A 25,411-nucleotide genomic window follows, 5' to 3' on the forward strand; every position below is an offset into this window, starting at 1 on the left:
AGTGCTTGTCTCTTCTTCGCGCAAGCGCTCATCATCGGTACTCACTCAGTCGTGGCCAGATCCCCAACGCCACCGCGACGGCCGCGGCCACGCTGAGCAGCGCGGCGCCCACGGTCGCGCCGGACAGCACGCGGCGGGCGTTGGCGATGTCGGTGCGCAATTGGTTACGGCTGTGCTCGATCGCCTTGGACAACGCCTGGTCGAGCTTGTCGAACGCGGGCGTGGAGTCGTCCTCGCCGGTGCCCAGCGCCACCTGCGTGGCGGCCTGGTAGTTGCCGACGGCGATGTAGGCGTTGATGCGGTCGTCGGCCGCGCGCCAGCGGGTCAGTAGTTGCTCCGCACCCGCCAGATCGCTCTTGTCGATGCCGATGTCGCGGGCCAGGTAGTCCGAAAGCTGCTGCTGCATCACGTCGATGCGCTGATAGTAGGACTGCTTGCGCACGTTTTCGTCACCCCGGCGGATCAGCGCCAGCGTTTCGTCGGCGCGGGCCTGCTGCGCGGTGATGGCGAGTGTGGTGATGGTCTTCAGCGATTCGGCGGCGGTCTCTTTGGCGCTGCGACTGTCCGACGTCGAGATCACCAGCGCGGTCGACACCCAGATGAGCATGATCAGCACGGCCAGGCCGCCCGCGACGAAGCCGATGTTGACCCGGCGCCTCGTGCGCCGCGCCAGCCACCGGTTGGCGAAGGCGCCGAACAACAGCGTCGCGAGCACCACCAGGATCACGGGCAGCGGGATCTGGGTGGACGCCGTGGTCTCGGCGTCCACGCGCGCCGAGGTCTCCTCGTAGAGGCGCTGCGCGTCGGGCAGGATCTGCGTCTGCATCATCGACGACGCCTCGGACAGGTACGACGAGCCGACGGGGTTGCCCGCGCGGTTATTGGTGCGCGCGGTTTCGATGAGGCCGGTGTAGACGGCCAGCCGCGCGTTGATCCGGCCCAGCAACTGGATCAGCGCCTCGTCGGTGAGCCCGCTGGAGGCGCGGGTGACGGCGACGGACGCGTCGACGATGGCCTGCTCGTAGCGCTGGCGCACGTCACGCGGTTCGGCGCCCGCGATGAACGCCGTCGCCGCGGCCGCGTCGGCCACCGACAGCGTCGTGTACAGCCGGCCCGCCGCGAACGACAGGGGTTCGGTGTGGTCGAGCACCGTCGTCAGCGCCTGCTGACGGTCGTTGACCGTCGTCGACGTCGCGAACGCGCTCGCGATGACCAGCGCGGACAGCACCAGGCCGATGGTGAGGATGCGGCCGGGAGTGGTCCACAGGAACCACCAACGCGGGTGGGCAGGTGTGGTCGGCGACCGGGACGCGAGGGGTTCGGTCGAGGGATGTGCCAACTCCACAGTCACCTGCGCGCGAACCTCACTGCGTTTCGATGCTTACGGCTCTTCGTCCAAAGCAACTCTATAAAAGAATTCTAAGATTTTCCGGCACGCCTCGCCCTGGAATCACGGCCGGTTCAAAGTGGCCGAACTATTTAGCGTGTCGTTCCTTATCCTGTACGGGTGCGTGGCGACGGAGATGGCTGGGTGATGTCGGAGAACGGCGCCCGGTTCTGGGGTCGCCACGGCGCGGCCGGTTTGCTGTTGCGGGCCCCGATGCCCGGCGGCGCGGCGGCGGTGCTGTTGCAGCACCGCGCGCCGTGGAGTCATCAGGGCGGAACGTGGGCGCTGCCCGGCGGTGCACGCGACAGTCATGAGACCCCTGAGCAGGCCGCGGTGCGCGAGGCGCACGAAGAGGCCGGCCTACCCGCCGAGCAACTGACGGTGCGCACGACGGTGGTGACCGCCGAGGTCGCAGGCATCGGCGGCACGCAGTGGACGTACACGACGGTGATCGCCGACGCGGCCGAACCCCTGCACACCGTGCCCAACCGGGAGAGCGCCGAGTTGCGCTGGGTCCTCGAGGATCAGGTCGCGGACCTGCCGCTGCATCCCGGGTTTGCCGCGAGTTGGCAGCGCCTACGTGAGGTGACCGCGACGATCCCGTTGCTCAACCGGCAGCGCTGATCGCGGCCTTGAGGTCCTCGGCGGCGGCCTTCGGGTCGTCGGCAGCGGTGATCGCGCGCACGACGACGACTCGCCGCGCGCCCGCGGCGAGCACCTCGGGCAGACGCTCCTGGTCGATGCCGCCGATCGCGAACCACGGCTTGCCGGGACTGTGCGCAGCGGTGGCCCGCACCAGATCCAGACCCGGCGCGGGACGCCCCGGTTTGGTGGGTGTCGGCCAGCACGGCCCGACGCAGAAGTAGTCCACCCGCTCCTCGATGGCCACGGCCATCTGCGCGGCGTCATGGGTCGAGCGTCCGATGACCGGCCTGCGGCCGATGATGCCGCGCGCGACATCCAGCGGCAGGTCGTCCTGGCCGAGATGCAGCACGTCGGCCCCGGCGGCCAGGGCGATATCGGCGCGATCGTTGACGGCCAGCAGAGCGCCGTGGCGGCGTGCGGCGTCGGCCAGGATCTCGAGCGCTTCGAGTTCCTGACGGGCCTCAAGCGGCCCGAACTGTTTCTCACCCGCGGAGCCCTTGTCACGCAGCTGGATCAGGTCGACGCCGCCGGCGAGTGCCGCGTCGGCGAATTCGGCCAGGTCACCGCGTTCACGACGGGCGTCGGTGCACAGATACAACGAGGCGCGCTGCAGGCGCTGGACGGGAAGTTCGACGGCTTGGTCCACACGGTGACGGTAGTCGGTGTTCTTTGAGTAATCTGGACGGGCAACACGGGAGTCCCGGGAACGGGGACTGAGAGTGGGCATCGCCGGCCCTTACCGTCACACCTGATCCGGGTCATGCCGGCGAAGGGAGCAGGATCTATGACACGTACGGTCGCCGTCATCGGCGGTGGCGTCATCGGGCTGTCCGTCGCGCGACGCGCAGCGCTCGACGGGTGGACGGTGCGCCTGCACTGCACCACCGAGCGCGGCGCGTCGTGGGTGGCCGGCGGCATGCTGGCGCCCCACAGCGAAGGCTGGCCCGGTGAGGAGCAGTTGCTCCAGCTGGGGCTGGAATCGCTGCGGTTGTGGCACTCCGGGTTTCTCGACGGCCTGCCCGAGACGGTGGTGACCGCGCGGGAATCGCTCGTGGTGGCGGTGGACCGCGCCGACGCCGCCGATTTGCGCACCGTTGCCGAGTGGCTTGCCGCCCAGGGGCATCCGGTCGAGTTGACCACCGCCGCCCGTGATGTGGAACCTTTGCTGGCTCAAGGTATTCGGCACGGATTCCGCGCGACGACAGAGCTGGCGGTGGACAACCGCGGGGTGGTCGACGCGCTGGCCGCGCACTGCGAGCGGTTGGCCGTGCGGTGGGCGGGGCAGGTCGACGACCTCGCCGATGTCGACGCCGACGCCGTGGTGATCGCCAACGGCATCGACGCGCCGCGGCTGTGGCCGGACCTGCCGGTGCGCCCGGTCAAGGGTGAGGTGCTGCGGCTGCGGTGGCGCAAGGGGTGTATGCCGGTGCCGCAGCGTGTGATCCGCGCCCGTGTGCACGGCAGGCAGGTGTACCTGGTGCCCCGCGCCGACGGCGTCGTGGTCGGTGCCACGCAGTACGAGCACGGCCGCGACACCGCACCGGTGGTCAGCGGCGTGCGGGATCTGCTGGAGGACGCCTGCGCGGTGATGCCCGCGCTGGGGGAGTACGAACTGGCCGAGATCGCGGCCGGGCTGCGGCCGATGACGCCGGACGGTTTGCCCGTCGTGGAACGTGTCGACGAGCGCACCGTGGTCGCCGTCGGGCACGGACGGAACGGATTTCTGTTGGCGCCGTGGACCGCTGAGCGGGTCGCGGCAGAACTCGAAGTGGGTGTGGGAGCGAAATGATCACCATCACGGTCAACGGGGAGAGCGTCGAGGTGGACGACACCATCACCATCGAACGCCTGCTCGAGACACGCGGTTTTCCCGAGAAGGGCATCGCTGTAGCGCTGGACTGGTCGGTGCTGCACCGCTCGGAGTGGTATCAGACCCTATCCGACGGGGCACGCATCGAGGTCGTGACGGCGGTGCAAGGTGGCTGACTCCGTGCTGCGCATCGGCGGGCGCGAATTCGGCTCCCGGCTGATCATGGGCACCGGCGGTGCCCCCAACCTCTCGGTGCTCGAAGAGGCGCTCATCGCCTCGGGCACCGAACTGACCACCGTCGCGATGCGACGCGTCGACGCCGAAACCGGAACGGGCGTACTCGATCTGCTCAACCGGTTGGGCATCGCCGCGCTGCCCAACACCGCCGGCTGCCGCGGCGCGGCCGAGGCGGTGCTCACCGCGCAGCTCGCGCGTGAGGCGCTCGGGACCGACATGGTGAAACTCGAGGTCATCGCCGACGAGCGCACCCTGCTGCCCGACGCGGTCGAACTCGTCAAGGCCGCAGAACAATTGGTCGACGACGGGTTCACCGTGCTGCCCTACACCAACGACGACCCGGTGCTGGCGCGTCGACTCGAGGACATCGGATGTGCCGCGGTGATGCCGCTCGGCTCGCCGATCGGCACCGGGCTGGGCATCTCCAACCCACACAACATCGAGATGATCGTCGCGGCCGCGGGGGTGCCCGTGGTGCTCGACGCCGGTATCGGCACCGCGAGCGACGCCGCGCTGGCGATGGAACTGGGTTGTGACGCCGTGCTTTTGGCCACTGCCGTCACACGCGCGTCCGATCCGCCGACCATGGCCGCCGCGATGGCCTCGGCCGTCACCGCTGGCCATCTCGCCCGGCAGGCGGGTCGTATCCCTAAGCGGTTCTGGGCGCAGGCGTCGAGCCCGGCGCTGTGACTGCGCCTGTGAAACGGTATGTGGCGCTGGGCAGTTCGATGGCGGCCGGACCCGGCATCAAACCGTCGGCACCGGGTGCGCCGCGGCGGGCAGGCCGCTCGGCCCGCAACTATCCGCACCTCGTCGCCGAGCGCCTCGGCCTGGATCTCATCGACGTCACGTACTCGGGAGCGACCACCGCGCAGGTGCTGCGGGACAAGCAGAACGGTGTCCCGCCGCAGATCGACGCGCTCGACGGCTCCGAGGCTCTGGTCACCGTCACCATCGGCGGCAACGACGCCGGTTACGTGCCACTGCTGACCGTCGCCGCGTGGCCGCGGCTTGTGCGCCGGTTGCCGGTGCTGGGCCCGTGGGTGCGCAACCTGCTCGACGCCGACGCGCGCGAGAAGGCCCTGCAGCAGGTTGCCGCGTCGCTGGTCGAGGTCGGCCGATCGATCCGTGCGCGCTCCCCGAAGGCCACCGTGCTGTTCGTCGACTACCTCACGCTGCTGCCGCCCGTCGGTGCCCCGGCGCCGCCGCTCGCCGACGCGGACGCCGAACTCGGACGTCACGTCGCCGACACGCTGGAGAAGCACACCGGTGCCGCCGCGGCGGAAACCGGTGCAGGCTGGGTGCGCGTCGCCGAGGCCAGCCGTGATCATCACGCCTGGTCATCAGACCCCTGGACCACCCGGCCGGGCTTCCCGTGGCAAGGGCGCCCGGCACCCCTGCACCCCAACGCGGCGGGCATGCGGGCCGTCGCGGATATGGTCGCCGCTCAGCTCGGCTGAGATCATGGTGGCAATGATCGAACTCGCCGGGCTGACAAAGCTCTACGGAACCCACCGCGCCGTCGACGACCTCAGCTTCACCGTCGAACCGGGCGTGGTCACCGGCTTCCTCGGGCCCAACGGCGCGGGCAAGACCACCACCATGCGGCTGATCCTCGGCCTGGATCACCCCACGTCCGGCACCGCGACCATCGACGGCAAGCGCTACCGCGAGCTCAAGAATCCGCTGCGCACCGTCGGCGCCCTGCTCGACGCGCGGCAGGCGCATCCCAACCGCTCGGCCCGCAGCCACCTGCGGTGGATCGCCGCGGCCAACCGCATTCCGGCGTCCCGCGTGGACGAGGTGCTGGAGATGGTCGGGCTGGCCTCGGCCGCCGACCGCAACGCCGGGGCGCTGTCGCTGGGGATGAGCCAGCGGCTGGGCATCGCCGCGGCGCTGCTGGGAGATCCGCCGGTGCTGTTGTTCGACGAACCGGTCAACGGGCTGGATCCCGAGGGCATCCACTGGGTACGCACGCTGATGCGCGAGCTGGCCGGTGAAGGTCGCACGGTGTTCGTGTCGAGCCATCTGCTGGCCGAGATGGCGAATACCGCCGACCGCCTGGTGGTGATCGGGCAGGGCAAGCTGATCGCGTCGACCACGGTCACGGAGTTCGTCAACGGCTCCGACGCCGACACCGTGCGGGTGCGCAGCCCGCAGTTGGAGACGCTGCGCGACGTGCTCTCGGACGCCGGACTCGACGTCGTCACCGAACCCGACGGCGGTGCCCTCAACGTGCACGGGGTGGCGATCGAGGTGATCGGCGATCTCGCGGCCCGCAACGCCATCACACTGCACGAGTTGAGCCGCAGGCAGGCGTCGCTGGAGGAGGCGTACTTGAAGCTCACCGATGATGCCGTCGACTACCGGGCGGTGCAGCCGTGAGCGCGCTTGCAGCGCTGGACGCCGAGCGCATCAAACTCTCCACGACGCGCTCGCCGCTGTGGTCGGTGGTCGGTGCCGCCGTGCTGAGCTTCGCCATCGCGGCGCTGCAGGGCTGGAGCGCCTATGGCTACACGCCGTTGCCACCAGGCAAGGCCGCGCTGGGCGTCGCGGTGTTCGGGGTTCCGGTGCTCATGGTGCTGGCGTCGATGACCATGACGGGCGAGTACCGCACCGGATTGATCCGCACGACGTTCATGGCCACACCGAACCGGTCCGTGGTGCTCGCCGCGAAAGCCATTGTGTGCGCCGCGTTTTCCTCGGTCGCGGCGATCGTCATGGTGCTGGGCGCGGTGCTGGTGGCCCGGTTGTTCACCGATCCGCTGATCGCGGTGGATCTCTCGCCGACCAATCCCGCGACCTGGCAGGTGGCCGGGAGCTTCGCGTTGTATGCCGCGTTGGCCGCGATCCTCGGTGTGGCCGTCGGCGCGTTGGTGCGGTTCTCGGCGGGCGCCGTCGCGGTGCTGCTGTTGTGGCCGCTGGTCGCCGAGCCGCTGCTGGCCAACATGCCCGGCAACGGCGCCCAAATCGGGCCGTGGCTGCCGTTCGTGCACATGTACCGGTTCCTCGACGTCGACTGGTTGTTCCCGAGTTACGCCATGCCGTGGGGTCCGGTGGGGTCGCTGATCTACTTCGTGGTGCTGGTCGTGGTGGTCTTCGTCGCTGCCGTCGTGGCGCTCAACCGGCGGGATGCGTAGGTCGTCCGGTTGTTGCTGAACCGCCTGCCTCTCGGCCGCTAAGCTGCTGGATAGCTTGACGGAGTCACGTGTCGAGGGGGCCATCTGTGAGTGTGCTCGACGGGTTTTATTCGACGCTGTCGAAGGCTAGGCAGACGTTCGGTGAGGGACCGCCGAGTGACGGTGCGGAGTTCGACCAGAGCTCGCAGCTTCTGCAAATGAAGGCGAATGTGGAGGCGGCGGCTCCCGACGATCGCTGGCAGGGGTCGGGTGCGAATGCCTACGCGGCGGCGAACAGGGAGCACGCCGCGGTCTACGAGAAGCTCGCAGATCTGGACCGCAGGATGGCAGCCGAGGTCAAGAATGCTGCCGGTGTGGTGTCCAGCGGGCGCCAAGGTCTGGACTCGACGGCAAACTGGGTCAACAGCGCCGTTCAATCCCTGCCGCCCACGTCGGAACAGGACCGGGAACGCAAGCTTCTGCCGATCGCCCGTGAAGGCATCAGCCAGGTCAACGGGATCGTGCAGTCGGCCACCGCCCAGATGGTGGAGATCAAGGGTCGCATCACCGGTCTCAAGGGCGAGTACGAGGCACTGAGCAACCAAAAGTTCGCGCCGGGCGGCGACAAGTCCGAGGAGGACAAGAACGAGAAAGACGACGACGTCCAGAAGGTGACGGGCGACGACGCCGACAAAGACGAGCGCGACGGGAAGGCGGACGGCGAAGCCTTGGCGGAACAGGCGAACCTGCCCTCGGCGCATCGTGATCCGGCGGTGCTGGATGAGGTTGCCGCGAATCTCCCGGAGTCTCCCCTCACGGCCGAGCAGATGGCCGCTCTCGCAGCCGGTGAAGAAGTCAACGACGTCCCGAAGGAGACGCTCGACTATTACCGGGACTTCTACAATGCCGCGGGCAAGGACGGCCTGCTTCTGCTCGACCGGCACCTGGAGTCGCAGGAGGCGGGCGGCGATGCCGAGGTAGGAGCCCAACGAGACAGGCTCGCCAACGGATTGACACTTACCAGCAACGAGAAGGTGGTTGAACTCAACCCGGACGGTTCGGTCGCGGCACGCGGTGGCTACGACCAGTTGCCGGCTGACCTGCGCGAAATGCTCGAGGTACGTCGCGCGGATCCGACCTATCCGGGTTGGGAGAATCTTGGACCTACCGATGCGAAGAACCAGCATGTCGCTGATGTGGTGCAGTTCAGTGAGCTGATGGGTGAAGCCAACCCGGGTTACCAGCCCGGGACGAAGCTGGGCACCGAGATGTACCTGAAGTCGGCCGACATGGTCGAGAACTCCACCGGTGGTTGGGGAATGACCGATACACCACCGGAAGCCTATGAGCGCGCGGCGAGTTCGTTGGCCGAGATCGCGGGCCGCAACAACGAGTCGTCGTATCAGATCTGGTCCGGAGACGGAATGCCCGAGGGATATGACCCTAAGGAAACGGTCCGCACATTGATCGGCCACGACTGGTCGCAGAGCGGGGGTGGGGGAAGCGGTGCGGCGACCCTGCTGGACTGGATGACCGAGGACACCCAACGTCCGATCGGCGACCCCATCGGTGACCGCGCGCGGCAGGCGTTCGTCGACCTTCCGGACTACCTGGCGCCCAGCGACACCGACCCGGTATGGGACAGCCAGCGCGACGCATTCGCTCGCAATCCTGCGATCTCTACAGAGATGAGTCAACTTCTGGCTTCACACACTGGTGCGCTGGTGGCGCCCGGCCAGCAGAACGGCTTTGTCGACACCAGGATCGATCCGGAAGGCTATCCGCGGATCAGCGCGGACGACGCCAACCGCCTGTTGGAACTCGGCTCCTACTCCGAGGAGGGGAGGACGACACTGACCACTGCGGCCGAACCTGCCCGCATCGAAGAGTTGCAGACAGCCATGGGGAATCACCCGGGCAACCTGGCCGACTATGTGGCCAATAGCCCCGCAGGCGCGTTGTCAGGGCGCATCGACCACGCGATGACGGAAGCCATCACCAACCAGAACGAGGTGCTCCAGCAGGACGTCGTGGCGAAGGACGCGGTCTATCGCGCGAAAGTCGCCGGTGCCGAGCTAGCAGGCTCGCTCGCCGACGAACTGACACCGAAGATTCCTCGTGCCGGTGAGGTCATCGGCTATACCGGGCTGGACCCGGGCGCAACTGTCGAGAACGCCATCAAGCACTTCATCGAGGCCCCCGAGTACAAAGCGCTCACGGTGCCCGACGACGACATCTTGATGGCGGGGTCGAACGTACAGGCGCAGCAGACGGTGCTGGAAGCGGCGATGAAGGCTGGTGAGCTGCCCGACGAGTTGAAGCGCGGCGATTCACCCGTACAGATCTCCGAATTGGGGCCGGACAGTCGGGCGTACCAGATCGTCCAGAAGTACCTCATCGAGCGTGGCTTGGCACAGTATGTCACCGACTATGCGCAGAGCTACTCAATCGCCCTGAAATAACTTGAGTACAAGGGAGACCTGTTGATAGAACCGACGCGACGGCGATCGTCTGTGGATGCGTCAGGCGCGTTGACCCGTATGAGCGTCGTCATACTGGCTGCGGTCGCGGTTGCCTTCTTCGGCGGATGCGGTACCGACACTGAATTCTCGACACCGACGACGTCGGCTGCGGTCGATTTCCCCTATCCGCCGTTTGAAATTCGGACCGACATTGCGGTCCCGCTTCCGCCTCGTCTCAGAGACGCTGCCCAGTTCGCGCTGGACATGTCGGTCGACGACCGCCGGAAGAACGATCCCAACGACGACGAAGCTGACCGACGGTTCCGAAGCCAGATCGCGCCGGAGGCCGACATCGCGGACCTTCCGCCAGGCCCCGATACTGCTATCGGAGAGACGGGGGGCGCGCTTCACCGTGCGGTGGGTGCTCGGGGTCTACCCGATGACACGGTCGAAGTGACGATTTGTCAGTACGACACCCCGGGTCTCTACACGAAGTTGAAGGACGGACGGATTGTCAGCTCCGACATTCCGATGAGTGTCCAACGTCCTCTGGTGCAGTGGACCGGTCGGCCCGCAGCTGATGGCACCACTCCTGCTGGCCCTCGGTGGCTTTGGGTTGGCGAGACCGCTTCGTACAACCTGCCTGCCCAACAAGTTGCTGAGCTTTGCGATCCGTTCAAACCCGAACCGTTCATCCAGAAGATGCCCGACCCGACGACAGCAGCATCCGCGACGCCGAGCGGATAGCGTAGTCAAGTTAGATTCCGTCGAGCATCTAGAGAAATGTCAGCCTTTGGAAGGCCAGCTAAGTACGTCACCGGTTACGGCCAGAGCTATTCGTTCGTACTGAAGGGTTAGCAGTGGAAACGCTACCGAATCCGATTCTGTGTTGAGCATGACCAATTGGCGAAAGAGCAGCGTGCTCGGGCCGAATCCGGTGCCGGGTATACCGGTGCCACCGCCGACAAGGCCCCTGTCGCGCCGTCGACCACTGGTTCCGAGAACACCACTGCATCGCCCGACACCGCGCCGGTGCGTCCGCCGACCAGAGTTCCCACTGATTCGTCAATTCTGTTGTGACCGTTGAGTTCCTCGACCTGAAGGTGTGTTGATGAGTTTGCCTCCCCCGCCGGATTCGTTTGGTTCTCAGCCGCCGAATGGTGGTGGGGTTCCGCCGCGGGGTGGGGGGCCTGGTGGTCAGGGATCGTATGGTGCGCCGCAGCCGGGTCAGCAGCCGTATGGGCAGTATCCGGGTCAGCCTGGTCAACCGCAGTGGGGTCCGCCGCCGCAGCAGTGGGGAGCTGCGCCGCCACCGCCGAACAGGGGGGCGCGGTAAATGGGTGCTGATCGGCTTGGCGTTAGTCGCGGTGATCGCGTTGAGCATCGCGGGCACTGCGGTGGTTCTGAAATCAGACTCTGGCGACGGTAATGGTTCGACGCCCTCGGCGCAGCGATTCAGAATTCGCAAGCGCCAACGACACGGGCCCGGCGAACCTCATCACCGAGGATCCGACGTGTGGGGCGTGGGGGCGTATTTCCCGCGAGTTAAGCACCGCGACTAAGGCCGTGGATTGGGCTGAGCGCGATGACTCCGTTCCTGCAGATGCGTGGGACCCGGATCTGCGTGCAGCGTACGAGGCTGCTGGGCGGGCGATGAGTAATGCGGCAGAAGGTGTGCGGGCGCTAGTTAGTGCGACGCCCCACCGGGTTATGCGAGAATTATACGGCCAATTCAATACTTTCACGAATGGCGTCGTGGAAAAAACTCCTATTTACACTGCGGCTGATTCTGAGTTAGCCACCATGTCCACTACAATTGCCTCCGCGTTATCGTCAATATGTTCTGCCGTCCAATAACAAGTTGCAGCGGCAATCGCGCCGATGCTGCCTCCCTTGGATGGTACGTCAGGATCTGGCGGGGCTAACGCGGCCGCTGACCAAGAACCATTTTTAGACAGTTCCAGTTCGATCTGTTCAGACTGGAAAGCAGAGGTTGAGGATTCTAACAAAAACTTAGCAGATTGCAAGGAATCGACCCCGCAATTCCAGCAAGTGCTTGGACTCCAGAGCAGCGCTCCATAAACGAAGCGCTAAGGCCGGTGCTTGTGGAAGCTGCTAACAATTTTGAAACCATTGGGAAACGTGCGAACGGTAACATTAATGATTTCTTGGCGGAACCTGCCACCTTAGACCAAAATCTAAAGACAGTAATTCACGGCTCGAAGTCTCCAGAGGCCGTTAGCGACATCCAAACCGCAATACCGAGGGACAACGCGGCGCCAGGTTTGGCTCCAGTGGTTTCTGATTCTGGCCAAAAAAATGCGATTCATGGGACTCGCGAAGTTGAATCCAGTTCTGCACCAGAACCTTAGGTAGTTGAACCAAAGGTGCCAGTCGAACCCGTAAAGGACTTCGTTCCTGTGGCACCTGGACCCATCAGGTGCCTCATGCACAACAGCCGGGAGCTCCTGCGAAACCGGCGATTTCCGGTTTGCCAGGTTCCGCTCAGGCACCCGCCACGCCGAGCGGGCCAGGCATCGGTGGATCCCCCTCCGCTCCTGCCATGCCTTCAGCCCCCTCCGCTGGCGCAAGCCCACTGAGCAGCAGCAGCGGACTGGCCTCGTCCGGAACGAGCGGGGCCGAGCGAGCAGCAGACGCCACGGCCGCCGCCAGCGCTGCCGGCCCTCGTGCGCCGGTCGATCCGCTGCAACAGTTCGCGCAGTCGTTCGCGAACTCGTCGAATCCGTCGATCCAGCCGGCATCCACGTACTCGCCGCCGATGTCGTTGGAGCCGCTCGACACCACGCCGAATCCGAGCACGCCCGCCGCCGCGACGGTGACGCCGAGCAGCAGCCAGGCGCCGGCGGCGCCGCCACCCGCAGCGCCAACAGGCGGCGGCGGCACGCCGACCGGCATGGGCGGCGGCGGAATGGGTGGTGGCATGGGCGCGATGCCGCTGGGGCCCCGCCGACTCCGCCACCAGCGGCGCCCACCCCGGGTTGCACCCACGGCGGCCCCACCGCCCCCACCGGTGGCGCCGACGCAGGCTGGTGGCGCACAGGTCGCGCCGATCCCGGTATCGGCGGCTCGAGCCGAACGCGAAGCCGCCGCCGCGGCACGCCGGTCTGGCGTAGAGCCGTTGGAGATCGCGCGACGCGTCGCCGCGGTGTTGAACGCCGGGCCGCGTGAGCCGAAGTTCATGTGGCTGACCGGTTTGACGACCGACGGAACGATCGTCGTTGCCAACAACTATGGCTTGGGCTACATCTCGCCGTGGGTGAAGCTGCCGGCGCCGGTGAAGTTCGCCTTCGCCGATGAGTCGATTCCGATTGCGGAGCGGGCGAAGTGGGTGACATTCCCGATCGCGGCGCTGCAAGGTTGGGCCGAGTCGCACCACACGGCGTTGCGGGCGGTGATCGCCATGGAGGACCAGTTCGAGGGATTCGACTCTGGTTGTGCCGAGATCAAGCTGCAGCCCGACGACATCCCCACCGCCGGGAAGATGGAGGGCCGCTCGCGGTTGGAGGTGCTCGCCCCTGACGTCGCGATACGGTTGGCGAGTGTTCCGGACACTGCGCTGGCCGACCTGTTGCCCCCACCGCCGGCAGACCCGGAGCCACCGGAGGACCGGCGAATGAACCTGCTGATGGAGGTCTTCCGGCCTCTGCTGAGCAGCGACTCTGGGCGAATTCCGTTGCAGCTCAAGGCTATGGCCGAGTTCGCCGATCACATGCAGAAAATGGCGCTGCACAGTGCCTACACCGCGGCCGATGCGGAGGCCCTGCGTATCGACACCGAGGACGCCATCTACTGGCAGCACGTGGGTGTGCTGTCACGCGACGCGCTGGGAACCATGCCCGAAGGCTCCTAGTCGAGTGAGCGGCACCGCTCGAGAAAATGGCGCCGAAGAGTTACCCGCCACGCATTCGACCTCTCCGGGCCCGCCGAAAGCACCCGCTACCGTGGGTGCAATGCGACGTAGTTTGACGGGGGCCGTGCTGGGCACGGTGGTGCTGGCCGGGGCGTTGGCCGGGTGTGACGCGAAGACCGAACTGCAGGCGCCGCAGGCGCAGCCGACGCCGGAGGGCGTATCGGCCGCGGCTGTGGAGTTCGCGAATCAGCTGCGCGAACGCGTCACGATCGACGCGATGATGGGCCACCTGGAGAAGCTGCAGGAGATCGCCGACAACAACGACGGCAACCGCGCGCTGGGCACCCCGGGTTACGACGCCAGCGTGGACTATGTCGTCAGCGCGCTACGCGACAAGGGTTTCGACGTGGAGACCCCGGAGTTCGAGGTGCGGTTGCCCTACGCGGAGGACCCGCAGGTGACGGTCCGCGGTCAGGCGGTCACCGCGAAGCCACTGGAGTTCACGATAGGCACCGAGGGCGTCTCGGGCCCGCTGGTGCCGGCGAAGGTGGAGGACACCCCGGGCTGTGAGGCCGGCGACTACGACGGACTCAACGTGGCCGGCGCGGTGGTGCTGGTGGATCGCGGCGCGTGCGCGTTCTCGATCAAGCAGGCCGTGGCCGCCGAGCGCGGCGCGGTCGCGATGATCGTCGCCAACAACACCGACGGCGACGAGATGGGCGGCACGCTGGGCCGGCGCACCGACGTCAAGATCCCGGTGGTCAGTGTCACCAAGGCCGAGGGCGCCCGGCTCCGCGCGAACCCTGGCCCCACGACCATCAGCCTCGTTGCGGGTGTGCGGGTCGAGAAGACGCGCAACGTGATCGCCCAGACCGACACCGGATCGTCGTCGGACGTCGTGATGGTCGGCGCGCACCTCGACAGCGTCGCCGAGGGCCCCGGCATCAACGACAACGGCTCCGGCGTGGCCGCGGTGCTGGAGACCGCGCTGCAACTCGGCAGCAGCCCCGACGTGAACTACGCCGTGCGGTTCGGCTTCTGGGGCGCGGAGGAGGAGGGCCTGCTGGGCTCCACCAACTACGTCGAATCGCTGAACGAAGACCAGCTCAAAGACATTGCGCTGTATCTGAACTTCGACATGCTCGGTTCGCCGAACCCCGGCTACTTCACCTATGACGGTGACCAGTCGGCCCCGCCCGAGCCGCGGGTGCCGCGCGTGCCCGAGGGCTCCGCGGGTATCGAGCGCACCCTGGCCGCCTACCTGGCCGACGCCGGGAAGATGCCGCAGGACACCAGCTTTGACGGCCGTTCGGACTACGACGCGTTCACCCTCGCCGGCATCCCTGCGGGCGGACTGTTCTCCGGCGCGGAGGAGAAGATGTCCCCGGAGGAGGCCGAGGAGTGGGGCGGCGCGGCCGACGAACCGTTCGACCCGAATTATCACAAGAACACCGATACCCTCGAACACGTGGACCGGGACGCTCTGCAGATCCACGGCGAAGGCGTGGCCTTCACCGTCGGCCTGTACTCACAAGATCAGCGGGGACGCAACGGGATACCGGTCCGCGACGACCGCACCCGCCATCAGATCAGCCCACAGTGACGCGGCGCCGGCTGGCCGCCGCCCTGGCCACCGCAGCCGCTGTCGCGGTGACGGCCGTGGCCTGTTCGCAGGAACCGGCCGCGCCGTCGAACGAGTTGCCGCACGACCTCGCGCAGGCGGTCACGGTCGACGCCATGTTCGGGCACCTGCGCAAGCTCCAGGAGATCGCCGACGCGAACGGCGGCAACCGCGCGCAGGGCACACCGGGTTACGACGCCAGTCTCGACTATGTCGCAGGTTTGTTGCGCGACAAAGGCTTCGAGGTCGAGACGCCCGAGTTCGAGCGACTGGGCACCGTGGGCGGCGGAAACCCGTCGCTGACCGTGTCGAGTCAGCGCTTCTCGGCGGAGCAGGCCTCGCTACTGGTACCGACCCCCGACGGTGGCCTCAACGCGCCGACGCTGCGGCCCGGGAAACCGGCGGGCTGCGCGGCGTCGGACTACAAGGGTGTCACGGTCAAAGGCGCCATCTCGGTGGTGGATGACACCGGGTGCTCGATCGTCGTCAAGCAGAACGTCGCCCTCGCCGAAGGCGCGGTCGGGTTGCTGGTGGTCAGTACCAGCCGCCCCAGCCCGGCCGGTTTGTTCACCTCCGGCTACTACGGCCAACTGAAAGTCCCGGTCGGGGTGATCGACAAGACCGCCGACGCCGCGCTGCGACGCACTACGAGGTCCGTGCGGCTGGTGCTGGACAACAAGGCGCAGATGGTCACGTCACGGAACTTGTTGGCGCAGACGAAAACCGGATCGACCGACAATGTGGTGGTGGTCGGGGCGCACCTGGACAGCATCGCCGGTGGCCCCGGCATCAACGACAACGGTTCCGGCGTGTCCGCGATACTGGAAACCGCGCTGCAACTCGGCGGCTCACCGGCGATCAACAACGCGGTGCGGTTCGCGTTCTGGGGAGCCGAGGAGACCGGGCTGGAAGGGTCGTCGCAGTACATCCGTAAGCTCTCGCCCGAGCAACTCGACGAGCTGGCGCTCTACCTGAACTTCGACATGCTGGGCTCGACGAACACCGGCTACTTCACCTACGACGGCGACCAGTCGGCGCAGGCCGGCGACCCCAAGCCGGTGCCGGAGGGTTCGGCGGGCGTCGAGCGCACCCTCGCCGGATTCCTGAACCTGCAGGGTGTGCGTCCGGCGGACATGCCGTTGAGCGCCAACACCGACTACAGCGCGTTCATGAACGCCGGCGTGCCGATCGGCGGCGCCACCACCGGGTCGTCGCAACGTAAGACCGAGGTGCAGGCGCGGTTGTGGGGCGGCAAGTCCGGGGTCGCGTTCGACCCGAACTACCACACCCGCCGCGACAACATCGACAACGTCGACGCGCACGCGTTGTCGGTCATGGGGCCCGCCGTCGCCTTCGCGGTGGGCACCTACGCGCTGTCCACCGACGGGCCCAACGGCGTCCCAGGACGTGACCAGAGAAAGCGCAGCTGACACACCATTTCTTGACAGCTACTTGGCAGTTCGGAATTGAACCAGGGTGCGGCATAACCCGTGTTAGGGGTATGGAAAACACCGCCTTCACGCCGTCGGGCACTTGCACCATTGCAGGCGTTCACGGTGTACTCCCGCCCCACCGTTACACGCAGGCCGAGGTCACCGAGGCCCTACTCGACCTGCCCGGATATGCCGATTTCGAAGGCATCGTCCGGTCGCTGCACAAAAGTGCAAAAGTGAACAGCCGATATCTGACGCTTCCGCTCGAGGAATACGCCGCACTCGACGATTTCGGTGAAACGAACGGTTTGTTCATCGAACACGCCACCGAATTGGGCTGCGCCGCCCTGACGGGTGCGCTCGACGAGGCGGGCCTGCGCCCCGAGGACGTCGACCTGATCATCACCACCACCGTCACCGGCGCGGTGGTCCCGTCGCTCGACGCCCGCATCGCCGGGCGCGTCGGGCTACGGCCCGATGTGCGGCGCGTCCCGATCTTCGGGCTCGGGTGCGTCGCCGGCGCGGCCGGGGTTGCACGGCTCAACGACTACCTGCGCGGCGCCCCGGACAAGGTCGCCGTCCTGGTGTCGGTCGAACTGTGTTCGCTGACGCACAAGCACACACCGTCGATGCCGACCCTGGTGGCCGGGGCCCTGTTCGGCGACGGCGCCTCGGCCGTCGTCGCCGTCGGCGCCGGGCGCGCCGAACAACTCGACCCCATCGGTCCCGACGTCCTGGACTCCCGCAGCCACCTGTACCCGGACTCGCTGCACGCGATGGGATGGGACATCGGCACCAAGGGATTCGAGATCGTCCTGAGCGCCGAGGTGCCCGGTTTCGTGGGCCGTTACCTGGGTGACGACGTCACCGAGTTCCTCGGTGAGCACGGAGTGGCCACCGACGACGTCAGCGCGTGGGTGAGCCACCCGGGCGGGCCGAAGGTGATCGAGGCGATCATCGAGACACTGGACCTGCCTTCGGACGCACTGGATCTCACGTGGCAGTCGCTCGCCGAGGTGGGCAACCTCTCGTCGTCGTCGGTGCTGCACGTGCTGCGCGACACGATCCGCAAACGCCCACCCGCAGGAACGCCGGGTGTGCTGATGGCCATGGGACCCGGCTTCTGCTCCGAACTCGTCCTGCTGCGGTGGCGTTGATGAAGGCATTCACAGCCCTGGTCGCCGCCGTGGCCGCCGAACGGCTCGCCGAGCTCGTGGTGTCCAAACGCAACCTCGAGTGGAGTAAGACCCACGGCGGCAAGGAGTTCGGCGCCGGCCATTACCCGGTGATGGTGGCTTTGCACACCGGCCTGCTGGCCGGTGCCGCCCTGGAGGCCCGTCGGCGCCGGGTCCGCCCGGCGCTCGGCCGGCCCATGTTCGCGGTGGTGCTCGCAGCGCAGGGCCTGCGCTGGTGGTGCATCAAAACGCTGGGGCCACAGTGGAACACCCGCGTCATCGTGGTGCCCGGCGCGACGCGGGTGCTCGCCGGGCCGTACCGATTCCTGCCGCACCCCAACTACGTCGCGGTGGTGGCCGAAGGCGTTGCGCTGCCGCTGGTCGGCGGCGCATGGCGCACGGCGCTGGGATTCACGATCGCCAACGCGCTGCTGCTGCGGACCCGCATCCGCGTCGAGAACGACGCGCTACGTAGCCTGACATGATCGATCTGCTCGTGGCTGGCGGCGGCCCGGCCGGGCTGGCCACCGCGATATACGCCGCGCGCGCCGGACTGGTAACAGTCGTCGTCGAACCACGACCCGGCCCGATCGACAAGGCCTGCGGCGAAGGCCTCATGCCCCACGCCGTGCGGCAACTCGACCGCCTCGACGTCCACCCCGATGGCCGGGCGTTCCGCGGCATCCGCTACCTCGACGGCAGGCACACCGCTGAGGCACGGTTCCGCGACGGCAACGGACTCGGCGTGCGCCGCACGGTGCTGCACGCCGCGCTGGCCGACGCCGCTGCCGCAGCCGGGGTGCGGGTGGTGGCCGGCCAGGTGGACACCATCATCCAGACCGCAACGACGGTGTGCGCGGCGGGTTTTCGGGCGCGCTACCTCGCGGCCGCCGACGGCCTGCACTCGCCGATCCGGCGTTCGCTGGGCCTGGCCCACGACGAGTCACCCCGGCGGCGCTGGGGAATCCGGCGGCACATCCAGATCGCGCCGTGGTCGGACTGCGTCGAGGTGTACTGGGCGCCCAACGCCCGGGTGAATGCCGAGGCGTACGTGACGCCTGTGGCCGACGACTGCGTCGGCGTCGCGGTGCTCACCTCGACCCGCGGGAGTTTCGCCGAGCACCTCGCGCAGTTCCCCGGCCTGGCGGCCCGACTCGACGGCCTTCCGCACGGACGCGACCGCGCGGCCGGGCCCCTGCTGCAGAAGGTGCGCGGCCGCGTCGCGGGCCGCGTCCTGCTGGTCGGTGACGCCGCGGGCTACATCGACGCGCTCACCGGCGAGGGCATGGGCCTGGCGTTCGGCGGCGCCGAACTGCTGGTCGACTGCGTGCGCCACAACCGGCCCGAGGAGTACGACCGGCGGTGGCTGGCCATGACGCGACGCTACCGGTGGTTGACGGCTGCGCTGTTGCGCGGCAGCGGGATCCGGCCGGTGCGCGCCTGCATCACGCCCGTGGCGGCGGCACTGCCGGGCGTGTTCGCGCGTGCGGTCAATGCGTTGGGGGAGTAGGCGCCTGGTCGGCCGCTGGGCGGCGGCCCAGACCGCCGAGGGTCTCCAGCAGGCGCATACCGTGGAACACCGCCAGCGCGGCGATGGATCCGAGCGCGATGCCCGTGAAGGTCAATTCTCCGGCCTGCCAGGTGAAATCGGCGATACCGATGATGAGCGGGATGGCCGCGGTCATCTGGTTGACGGGTTTGGAGAAGTCGACGTGGTTGGTCAGCCAGATCCGCACACCGAGGATGCCCACCAGCCCGTACAGCACGATCGTCGCGCCGCCCAGCACACCGGCCGGGATCGCCGAGATCACCGCTCCGACCTTGGGGCACAACGACAACACGATCGCCACGACGGCCGCCACCCAGTACGCGGCGGTCGAGTAGACGCGCGTGGCGGCCATGACGCCGATGTTCTCGGCGTAGGTGGTGGTGGCCGAGCCGCCTCCGGCGCCGGCGAGCACGGTCGCCACACCGTCGGCCGCGAGCGCCCGACCGATGAGCGGATCCATGTCGGTCTTGGTCATCTGTCCCACGGACTTGACGTGCCCGATGTTCTCGGCGATCAGCGCGATCACCGCGGGCAGGAACAACGGCAGCAGACCGAGGGAGAACGTCGGGGTCTGGAACTGCGGCAAGCCCACCCACGGGGCCGCCGCGATCGCCGACGTGTCGACCTCGCCGAGGACCAGCGCCAGCAGATACCCGATCACCACGGCGCCGAAGATCGCCAGCCGGCCGATGATGCCGCGGAAGAACGCCAGCACACCGACCAACAGGACCAGCGTCACCAGACCGACCAGCGGACCCTGTTCGAAGTTGTTCTTGGCCGCGGGTGCCAGGTTGAACCCGATGAGCGCCACGATCGCGCCGGTGACCACCGGCGGCAGGACCACGTCGATCCAGTGCGTGCCCACCAGGTGCACCACCGCGCCGACGATGATCAGCAGCACGCCCACCGCGATCAGTCCGCCGAGCGCACTGCCCGCGCCGTCGGCGGCCACGGCCGCGGTGACCGGCGCGATCACCGCGAAGCTCGACCCCAGATAGCTCGGCAACCGGTTGCCGGTGATCAGCAGGAACAGGACCGTGCCGATACCGGAGAACAGCAGGGTGGTCGACGGCGGGAAGCCCGTGAGGACCGGGACCAGGAACGTCGCACCGAACATCGCCACCACGTGCTGCGCACCGATGCCGATGGTGCGTCCCCAGTCGAGTCGCTCGCCCGGCGCGACGACGAAGTCGTCATCGGCGCGGGACTCGACGTACTTCCAATTCAGCAAGGTCACGATTGAGAACTACACACCATCGGCGGCGTTTGCGCACGCGTGACGCTACGAGATGCGGCGGACCCCGTAGACCACCGCGCCGGCCGCCACCACGGCCAACCCGGCCAGCACCGACGACAGCGGCAACGTGAACGCCAGCACCAGGCACCCGACGAGGCCGACGGCGGGGATGAGACGCCGGCCCAGCGTGGCCGCCGACGCATTGGCGATCGCGTAGTACAGCAGCACCGCGAACGACGAGAAGCCGATCGCGCCACGCAGATCCGCGACCGCGGCCAGCACGGCCACCACCACGCCGACCGTCATCTCGGCGCGGTGCGGCACGCCGAACCGCGAGTGGACGGCGCCGAGCGCCGACGGCAGATGATGGTCGCGGGCCATCGCGAGCGTCGTGCGGGACACCCCCAGGATCAGCGCGAGCAGCGAACCCAACGCGGCGATCGCGGCGCCGGCACGCACCAGGGGCTGCCACTGCCCGGCACCCACGGCCGCCACGGCGTCGGCCAGCGGCGCCGTCGCACCGGCCAGTTCGGCGCCACCCAGCACCGCGAGCACCGCGCCCGCCACCACGGCGTACACGACGAGCGTGAGACCCAGCGCGATCCGGATGGCGCGCGGGATGATCCGCGCGGGATCGCGGACCTCCTCACCGAGGGTCGCGATGCGCGCGTAACCGGCGAACGCGAAGAACAGCAGACCCGCCGCCTGCAACACCCCGACCGCGGAGACGTCGTCGCCCAGCGACAACCGGGCGGCATCGGCGTCACCGGAACCGAGCAGCAGCACCACCACGGTGGCCAGGATCGCGAGCACCACGGCGACGATCACCCGTGTCAGCATGGCCGACTTCTGCACCCCGACGTAGTTGACGGCGGTCAGCGCCACCACGGCGCCCACCGCGACCGCATTCGCGTGCTCGGGCCACGCGTAGCTGCCCACGGTCAGCGCCATCGCCGCGCACGAGGCGGTCTTGCCGACGACGAAACTCCAGCCCGCGAGGTAACCCCAGAAGTCGCCGAGCCGTTCGCGCCCGTAGACGTACGTGCCGCCGGACTGCGGATAGATGGCCGCCAGCCGCGCCGAGGACGTGGCGTTGCAATACGCGACTACGGCGGCGAGCGCCAGACCGATCAGCAGACCCGATCCGGCCGCCGCGGCGGCCGGGCCGATCGCGGCGAAGATGCCCGCGCCGATCATCGAGCCCAGCCCGATGGTCACGGCGTCGAAGGTTCCGAGCCTGCGCTGCAGATCCCCGGGCGTGGACACGCCCGCGATCGTAGATCAGTGCGAGTCGCGTTTGGGGATGAGCGATTCGTGCGCCGAGCTGGTGGCCGCCCGGAACAGCACCGCGATGAGGGCCAGCGCGCCGGCCGCCACCACCGGGATGGTCCACAGCCGACGCGTCATCAGCGCCGAGCCGCATTTGTCGACGTATTCCGCGCCTGCCGCCTCGGCCTGCACCAGATGTTCGGAAAATGCTGTGCCGCAGGGGATCTGCATGCCGTATCGGTCGAAGTCGTCGAGGTAGACCGTCATGCTCATCAGATACAGGCCGATGGCCAGGACGATCGCCCCGGCGATGCCCAGGTAGACCGCGCGATAGCTCATGGTTCCCCCTTCAAGTCATGCACGCATCGGAGAACAGCAGCACCGGTCAGGGCGCGATGGCCCTGAGGAACGACACCACGGCGTCGAGACTCTCCATGTTGCGCGGATGGTCGATGTTTGTGCTCGACCAGATGACGCTCACCTATGTTAATGACCGTTCCCCATGGGTCAGGGCCTTTGACCGGATCGGTGGGCCCGTTTATCGTGACCACATGGCGCGCACCCCGCTCGGTCCGACCACGAGCGGTTCTGTAGCTGTGCGGCGCCGGCCCAAGGACCGAAAAGCGCAGATCGCACGGGCTTCTGCGGAGGCGTTCAGCGCGCTCGGCTATCACGGCGTGAGCATGGAGGCCATCGCGTCGCGGGTCGGGATCTCCGCGGCCGCGCTGTACCGGCACTACTCCAGTAAATACGAGCTGTTCCGCGACGCCGTGCTCAATCTCGGGCAGCAACTCGTCGACTGCACCGCATTCGCCGACACCGCTGACGCACCCGAGAACTCCGAGGATGCCCGCGAGCAGTTGCGCCTTCTGGCCGCTGCGCTGACCGACACGTCGCTGGCCAACCGGGAATCCGGCGGCCTGTACCGCTGGGAGGCTCGTTACCTCAACGAAGACGACCAGGCGGCCCTCAACGCACAGATGCGCACCGTGCACCACCGCATCCAGCGGCCGCTGCAGCAGCTGCGTCCGGAACTGATCTCGCGCGAGCGGTGGATGCTGTCCACCGCGACGCTCAGTGTGATCGGCAGCGTCGTGGACCACCGCGGCAAACTGCCTGCCGGCCAGATCCGCGAGGTGCTCGGTGAGATCGTCGAGAGTGTGCTGGCCGCCGACCTGCCGGAACTTCCTGAACTCGGCGCCGTGGCGGCACCTGCGACGACGCCGGTGGTGAGTGCGGCCAAATACGAAGCGCTGCTGAACGAGTCGATGCGGTTGTTCAACAAGAACGGCTACCGCGACACCACGATGGAGGACATCGCGGCAGCCGTCGGCATGCCGGCCTCGGGCATCTACCGCTACTTCTCGGGCAAGGCCGACATCCTGGCTGCGGGCTTCCGCCGTGCGGCCGACCGCCTGTCGGCCGACATGGCCGAGATCCTCGCCGCCGGAGGCGAACCCGAGGATGTCCTCGCGGCGCTGATCGACGACTATGTGACGCGGTCCTTCGACCGTCCCGAGTTGGAGCACGTCTACTACACCGAGCGGCTCAACATGACCCCGGCGGACCAGAAGATCCTGCGTGATCTGCAGCGCTCGGCCGTCGAATCGTGGGTCAACGTCGTGATGCCGGTCCGGCCGCACTGGTCGGCCGGGCAGGCGCGCTTCGCCGTTCATGCCGCGATGGCCTTGGTGATCGACCTGGGCCGGCTCATGGGGTACCGGAACTCTGAGCAGGCCCGGGCCGTGGTGTCGACCATGGTCGATCTGGTGTTGTTGGGCCGCTACCGGTTACGGACGGCGTTGCCCGCGAGGTAGGTGAGATAGCCGACGGCGCCGACGGCCCCGATGCGCCGCGTCTTGGATGCGCTCAGCGCCAGGCCCAGCGCGGTCTCGATGCCGCCGTTGGTGTAGATGTGCTTGCGGGTGTCGCGCGGGAAGGCCGGCTTGGTGATCGACTCGAACAGTTGCGGCTTGGCGAAGTGGGCGACGCCGACGCCCGCCAGGCCGAGACCGGCGAGTTTGGCCAGCGTGGAGTTCTTCTTCTCTCGTGCCACGGATGATCCTCTCTGATCAGGCAAAGGTGTAGTCGCTCAACGGGAATCGTGAGGCTTCCGTGACGGCCCTGCGGGTCGTCATCGGCCTGAGCAGCGTTGCCTCGCCGCTCGGATTGAAATAGTACGACCGTGCCGATGCACAGTTGCCGAGGGTGAACAGCGAATCGCCGAGCGCGTCGGTCATCCGGTCGAGGTACCGCCGGTTGGCCTCCTCGGTGACCTCGAAGGTCCGCGCGTCACGGCGCGCCACCTCGCCGAGCAAGCGCTCCATGAGCCGCATCTGGTATTCCATGGTGTTGAAGAAGTTCAGGCCCAGGAACGCATACGGTCCGGCCAGGCTGAGGTAGTTGGGGAAGTACGGCATCGAGACTCCCTGATATGCCTGGAATCTGGTCTCGCGCCACCATTTGCCGAGGTCGCGTCCCTGCCTGCCGATCACCTCGATCGCGGGGAAATTGGCCTCCCACAGGTCGAAACCGGTCGCGAGCACCAGGGTGTCGATCACGGTCTTGCTGCCGTCGGCGTTGACGATCCCGTCGGGCTCGACGTGGTCGATTCCGTCGGCCTGCAGATGCACGTGCGGTTTGGTGAACGTCCGGTAGTAGCTGTTGGAGAATGTGGGCCGCTTGCAACCGAAGTCGTAGTCCGGCGTGAGTTTGCTGCGCAGGTCCGGGTCACGGATCGATGCCGCCAGGTGCAGCCGGCCCAGATCCGCCGCGGCGATGTTGAGCCGACGGAAGTACCGGTGCTTGAGCACCGCGGTGTCGACCATGAACGCGTAGATGGCGTCGGTGATCGCGCGCACCACGCGCTGGGTCAGCGGGACGCGCGCGAACAGCGCCCTGACCGCCGGCGGGAACCGCACGTCGACCTTGGGCACCACCCAGATCGGCGTGCGCTGGTAGACCGTCAGCTCGGCGACCCGCTCGGCCAGTTCAGGGATGAGCTGCACCGCGGTGGCGCCAGTGCCGACGACGGCGGCGCGGCGGCCGTACAGCGAGTACCCGTCGTCCCAGTCGGTGGTGTGGATGATCTTGCCGTCGAATTCGGTGATGCCCGGAATGTCGGGTGTGTGCGGCTGGGACAGGAACCCGGTGGCGGTGATCAGGAAACGCGCCTGCAGTTGCTCACCGTCGGTCAGGGACACCTGCCACACGTTGTCGTCCTCGTCCCAGCGGGCCCCGGTGACGGTGGTGCCGAAGCGGATGTGGCGGCGCACGTCGTACTTGTCGGCGACATCATCGGCGTATCGCTTGATCTCCCTGCCGGTCGAGAACAGCCGTGACCAGGACGGATTGGGTTCGAAGAAATACGAGTACGTGGTGGTGGGCACGTCGACGGCCAGCCCGGGGTAGTGGTTGACGTACCAGGTGCCGCCCAGGTCGTCCTCGCGCTCCAGGATCACGAAGTCGTCGAACGACATCTTCTTGAGCTGGATCGCCGCACCGAGCCCGGCAAATCCTGCCCCGACGATCACCGCGTCGTGCACCACCGGTCGCATGCGCCAGACAGTACCGCAGGTACTGGGTACTTTGTCGAG

Annotated in this window: 26 protein-coding genes and 1 riboswitch; of the genes, 18 read left to right on the forward strand and 8 right to left on the reverse strand. The window is 67.6% G+C overall.

Features of this window, described 5'->3' with window-relative positions; translation table 11 throughout:
• Positions 1 to 31: 31 nt before the first annotated feature.
• On the reverse strand, positions 32 to 1,351 hold the full coding sequence (gene glnX, locus AT701_RS04045; RefSeq protein ID WP_014876871.1) for a protein kinase G-activating protein GlnX: 1,320 nt from the start codon (positions 1,349 to 1,351) through the stop codon (positions 32 to 34).
• A 156-nt stretch (positions 1,352 to 1,507) separates the two neighbouring features.
• Here glnX and AT701_RS04050 point away from each other — a divergent pair, with 156 nt between their 5' ends.
• Complete coding sequence (locus tag AT701_RS04050; RefSeq protein ID WP_014876872.1) at positions 1,508 to 2,011, forward strand: NUDIX hydrolase; 504 nt, start codon at positions 1,508 to 1,510, stop codon at positions 2,009 to 2,011.
• Here the strand turns inward: AT701_RS04050 and thiE are convergent.
• Positions 1,995 to 2,678, reverse strand: a complete 684-nt coding sequence (thiE, locus tag AT701_RS04055; protein WP_011727194.1) for a thiamine phosphate synthase — start codon at positions 2,676 to 2,678, stop codon at positions 1,995 to 1,997. The two genes, AT701_RS04050 and thiE, sit on opposite strands and share 17 nt — an antisense overlap.
• Positions 2,679 to 2,713: 35 nt before the next feature.
• Positions 2,714 to 2,824, forward strand: a riboswitch (TPP riboswitch).
• On the opposite strand from thiE, the gene thiO reads away from it, so the two are divergent.
• From thiO to AT701_RS36175, 10 genes are all read left to right on the forward strand, one after another.
• Positions 2,817 to 3,821 carry a glycine oxidase ThiO gene (gene thiO, locus AT701_RS04060; protein ID WP_058125234.1) on the forward strand — a complete coding sequence of 335 codons (1,005 nt, stop codon included), beginning with the start codon at positions 2,817 to 2,819 and terminating at the stop codon, positions 3,819 to 3,821. It overlaps the preceding riboswitch by 8 nt.
• Positions 3,818 to 4,018 (forward strand): sulfur carrier protein ThiS, encoded by a 201-nt coding sequence (thiS, locus tag AT701_RS04065; protein WP_058125235.1) that lies wholly within the window; start codon positions 3,818 to 3,820, stop codon positions 4,016 to 4,018. Before thiO ends, thiS begins: the two co-directional genes overlap by 4 nt.
• Positions 4,011 to 4,769: a thiazole synthase gene (locus AT701_RS04070; protein WP_011727197.1), complete on the forward strand. Its 759-nt coding sequence runs from the start codon at positions 4,011 to 4,013 to the stop codon at positions 4,767 to 4,769. The genes thiS and AT701_RS04070 overlap by 8 nt, the downstream gene beginning before the upstream one ends.
• An 8-nt stretch (positions 4,770 to 4,777) precedes the next feature.
• Positions 4,778 to 5,539, forward strand: a complete 762-nt coding sequence (locus tag AT701_RS04075; RefSeq protein ID WP_223495330.1) for an SGNH/GDSL hydrolase family protein — start codon at positions 4,778 to 4,780, stop codon at positions 5,537 to 5,539.
• A 13-nt stretch (positions 5,540 to 5,552) separates the two neighbouring features.
• Entirely contained in the window at positions 5,553 to 6,464 is a 912-nt protein-coding gene (locus AT701_RS04080) for an ABC transporter ATP-binding protein (protein ID WP_003892221.1), read from the forward strand.
• Positions 6,461 to 7,219: an ABC transporter permease gene (locus AT701_RS04085; protein WP_011727198.1), complete on the forward strand. Its 759-nt coding sequence runs from the start codon at positions 6,461 to 6,463 to the stop codon at positions 7,217 to 7,219. Before AT701_RS04080 ends, AT701_RS04085 begins: the two co-directional genes overlap by 4 nt.
• Positions 7,220 to 7,305: 86 nt before the next feature.
• Complete coding sequence (locus AT701_RS04090; protein WP_058125236.1) at positions 7,306 to 9,660, forward strand: TPR repeat domain-containing protein; 2,355 nt, start codon at positions 7,306 to 7,308, stop codon at positions 9,658 to 9,660.
• Positions 9,661 to 9,738: 78 nt separating this feature from the next.
• Positions 9,739 to 10,407 (forward strand): hypothetical protein, encoded by a 669-nt coding sequence (locus AT701_RS04095; protein WP_003892224.1) that lies wholly within the window; start codon positions 9,739 to 9,741, stop codon positions 10,405 to 10,407.
• A gap of 681 nt (positions 10,408 to 11,088) precedes the next feature.
• On the forward strand, positions 11,089 to 11,517 hold the full coding sequence (locus AT701_RS36170) for an ESX-1 system-associated protein (RefSeq protein WP_488609635.1): 429 nt from the start codon (positions 11,089 to 11,091) through the stop codon (positions 11,515 to 11,517).
• Positions 11,518 to 11,681: 164 nt separating this feature from the next.
• The gene (locus AT701_RS36175) at positions 11,682 to 12,032 is read left to right on the forward strand and encodes an ESX-1 system-associated protein (protein ID WP_488609629.1); all 351 of its coding nucleotides are present in this window, start codon (positions 11,682 to 11,684) and stop codon (positions 12,030 to 12,032) included.
• A gap of 133 nt (positions 12,033 to 12,165) precedes the next feature.
• On the opposite strand, the gene AT701_RS04105 is transcribed toward AT701_RS36175, so the two are convergent.
• On the reverse strand, positions 12,166 to 12,603 hold the full coding sequence (locus tag AT701_RS04105; protein WP_081319370.1) for a hypothetical protein: 438 nt from the start codon (positions 12,601 to 12,603) through the stop codon (positions 12,166 to 12,168).
• Positions 12,604 to 12,691: 88 nt separating this feature from the next.
• On the opposite strand from AT701_RS04105, the gene AT701_RS04110 reads away from it, so the two are divergent.
• The 6 genes from AT701_RS04110 to AT701_RS04135 all read left to right on the forward strand — a co-directional run bounded on the left by AT701_RS04110 (position 12,692) and on the right by AT701_RS04135 (position 19,270).
• Positions 12,692 to 13,531 carry an EspK C-terminal domain-containing protein gene (locus AT701_RS04110; RefSeq protein ID WP_223495332.1) on the forward strand — a complete coding sequence of 280 codons (840 nt, stop codon included), beginning with the start codon at positions 12,692 to 12,694 and terminating at the stop codon, positions 13,529 to 13,531.
• Positions 13,532 to 13,631: 100 nt separating this feature from the next.
• A complete protein-coding gene (locus AT701_RS04115; protein ID WP_014876880.1) occupies positions 13,632 to 15,134 on the forward strand; it encodes a M28 family metallopeptidase in 1,503 nt (500 codons plus the stop codon).
• Positions 15,131 to 16,582 carry a M28 family peptidase gene (locus AT701_RS04120; RefSeq protein ID WP_058125238.1) on the forward strand — a complete coding sequence of 484 codons (1,452 nt, stop codon included), beginning with the start codon at positions 15,131 to 15,133 and terminating at the stop codon, positions 16,580 to 16,582. The genes AT701_RS04115 and AT701_RS04120 overlap by 4 nt, the downstream gene beginning before the upstream one ends.
• Before the next feature lie 71 nt (positions 16,583 to 16,653).
• Positions 16,654 to 17,742 (forward strand): type III polyketide synthase, encoded by a 1,089-nt coding sequence (locus tag AT701_RS04125; protein WP_011727205.1) that lies wholly within the window; start codon positions 16,654 to 16,656, stop codon positions 17,740 to 17,742.
• Positions 17,742 to 18,245, forward strand: a complete 504-nt coding sequence (locus AT701_RS04130; RefSeq protein ID WP_011727206.1) for an isoprenylcysteine carboxyl methyltransferase family protein — start codon at positions 17,742 to 17,744, stop codon at positions 18,243 to 18,245. The genes AT701_RS04125 and AT701_RS04130 overlap by 1 nt, the downstream gene beginning before the upstream one ends.
• Positions 18,242 to 19,270, forward strand: a complete 1,029-nt coding sequence (locus AT701_RS04135) for an NAD(P)/FAD-dependent oxidoreductase (protein ID WP_058125239.1) — start codon at positions 18,242 to 18,244, stop codon at positions 19,268 to 19,270. The genes AT701_RS04130 and AT701_RS04135 overlap by 4 nt, the downstream gene beginning before the upstream one ends.
• Here AT701_RS04135 and AT701_RS04140 read toward each other — a convergent pair.
• From AT701_RS04140 to AT701_RS04150, 3 genes are read right to left on the reverse strand one after another with little or no spacing between them, the layout of a single operon-like run.
• The gene (locus tag AT701_RS04140) at positions 19,251 to 20,546 is read right to left on the reverse strand and encodes a uracil-xanthine permease family protein (protein WP_011727208.1); all 1,296 of its coding nucleotides are present in this window, start codon (positions 20,544 to 20,546) and stop codon (positions 19,251 to 19,253) included. The genes AT701_RS04135 and AT701_RS04140 overlap by 20 nt on opposite strands.
• A 45-nt stretch (positions 20,547 to 20,591) precedes the next feature.
• The gene (locus AT701_RS04145) at positions 20,592 to 21,812 is read right to left on the reverse strand and encodes an APC family permease (protein WP_058125240.1); all 1,221 of its coding nucleotides are present in this window, start codon (positions 21,810 to 21,812) and stop codon (positions 20,592 to 20,594) included.
• 15 nt (positions 21,813 to 21,827) lie between these two features.
• Positions 21,828 to 22,154, reverse strand: coding sequence for a hypothetical protein (locus AT701_RS04150; RefSeq protein ID WP_058125241.1), 327 nt, complete (start codon positions 22,152 to 22,154; stop codon positions 21,828 to 21,830).
• 212 nt (positions 22,155 to 22,366) lie between these two features.
• Between AT701_RS04150 and AT701_RS04155 the strand changes: the two genes are divergently transcribed.
• Positions 22,367 to 23,632, forward strand: coding sequence for a TetR/AcrR family transcriptional regulator (locus AT701_RS04155; RefSeq protein WP_058125242.1), 1,266 nt, complete (start codon positions 22,367 to 22,369; stop codon positions 23,630 to 23,632).
• On the opposite strand, the gene AT701_RS04160 is transcribed toward AT701_RS04155, so the two are convergent.
• Both AT701_RS04160 and AT701_RS04165 read right to left on the reverse strand, forming a co-directional pair.
• Positions 23,599 to 23,871: a DoxX-related protein gene (locus tag AT701_RS04160; protein ID WP_011727212.1), complete on the reverse strand. Its 273-nt coding sequence runs from the start codon at positions 23,869 to 23,871 to the stop codon at positions 23,599 to 23,601. The two genes, AT701_RS04155 and AT701_RS04160, sit on opposite strands and share 34 nt — an antisense overlap.
• 16 nt (positions 23,872 to 23,887) lie before the next feature.
• Complete coding sequence (locus AT701_RS04165) at positions 23,888 to 25,372, reverse strand: flavin-containing monooxygenase (RefSeq protein WP_058125243.1); 1,485 nt, start codon at positions 25,370 to 25,372, stop codon at positions 23,888 to 23,890.
• Between the last annotated feature and the right edge of the window lie 39 nt (positions 25,373 to 25,411).

It is taken from the genome of Mycolicibacterium smegmatis (assembly GCF_001457595.1).
Classification (GTDB): domain Bacteria; phylum Actinomycetota; class Actinomycetes; order Mycobacteriales; family Mycobacteriaceae; genus Mycobacterium; species Mycobacterium smegmatis.

What these genes read in the sequence shown, in the direction of transcription:
- AT701_RS04135 (WP_058125239.1), top strand. Translation starts at nt 18,242, where the DNA reads ATGATCGATCTGCTCGTGGCTGGCGGCGGCCCGGCCGGGCTGGCCACC.
- AT701_RS36170 (WP_488609635.1), top strand. Translation starts at nt 11,089, where the DNA reads ATGGTTCGACGCCCTCGGCGCAGCGATTCAGAATTCGCAAGCGCCAAC.
- thiO (WP_058125234.1), top strand. Translation starts at nt 2,817, where the DNA reads ATGACACGTACGGTCGCCGTCATCGGCGGTGGCGTCATCGGGCTGTCC.
- AT701_RS04150 (WP_058125241.1), bottom strand. Translation starts at nt 22,154, where the DNA reads ATGAGCTATCGCGCGGTCTACCTGGGCATCGCCGGGGCGATCGTCCTG.
- AT701_RS04130 (WP_011727206.1), top strand. Translation starts at nt 17,742, where the DNA reads ATGAAGGCATTCACAGCCCTGGTCGCCGCCGTGGCCGCCGAACGGCTC.
- AT701_RS04125 (WP_011727205.1), top strand. Translation starts at nt 16,654, where the DNA reads ATGGAAAACACCGCCTTCACGCCGTCGGGCACTTGCACCATTGCAGGC.
- AT701_RS04080 (WP_003892221.1), top strand. Translation starts at nt 5,553, where the DNA reads ATGATCGAACTCGCCGGGCTGACAAAGCTCTACGGAACCCACCGCGCC.
- AT701_RS04105 (WP_081319370.1), bottom strand. Translation starts at nt 12,603, where the DNA reads ATGCCACCACCCATTCCGCCGCCGCCCATGCCGGTCGGCGTGCCGCCG.
- AT701_RS04095 (WP_003892224.1), top strand. Translation starts at nt 9,739, where the DNA reads ATGAGCGTCGTCATACTGGCTGCGGTCGCGGTTGCCTTCTTCGGCGGA.
- thiS (WP_058125235.1), top strand. Translation starts at nt 3,818, where the DNA reads ATGATCACCATCACGGTCAACGGGGAGAGCGTCGAGGTGGACGACACC.
- AT701_RS04155 (WP_058125242.1), top strand. Translation starts at nt 22,367, where the DNA reads ATGGCGCGCACCCCGCTCGGTCCGACCACGAGCGGTTCTGTAGCTGTG.
- AT701_RS04165 (WP_058125243.1), bottom strand. Translation starts at nt 25,372, where the DNA reads ATGCGACCGGTGGTGCACGACGCGGTGATCGTCGGGGCAGGATTTGCC.
- AT701_RS04115 (WP_014876880.1), top strand. Translation starts at nt 13,632, where the DNA reads ATGCGACGTAGTTTGACGGGGGCCGTGCTGGGCACGGTGGTGCTGGCC.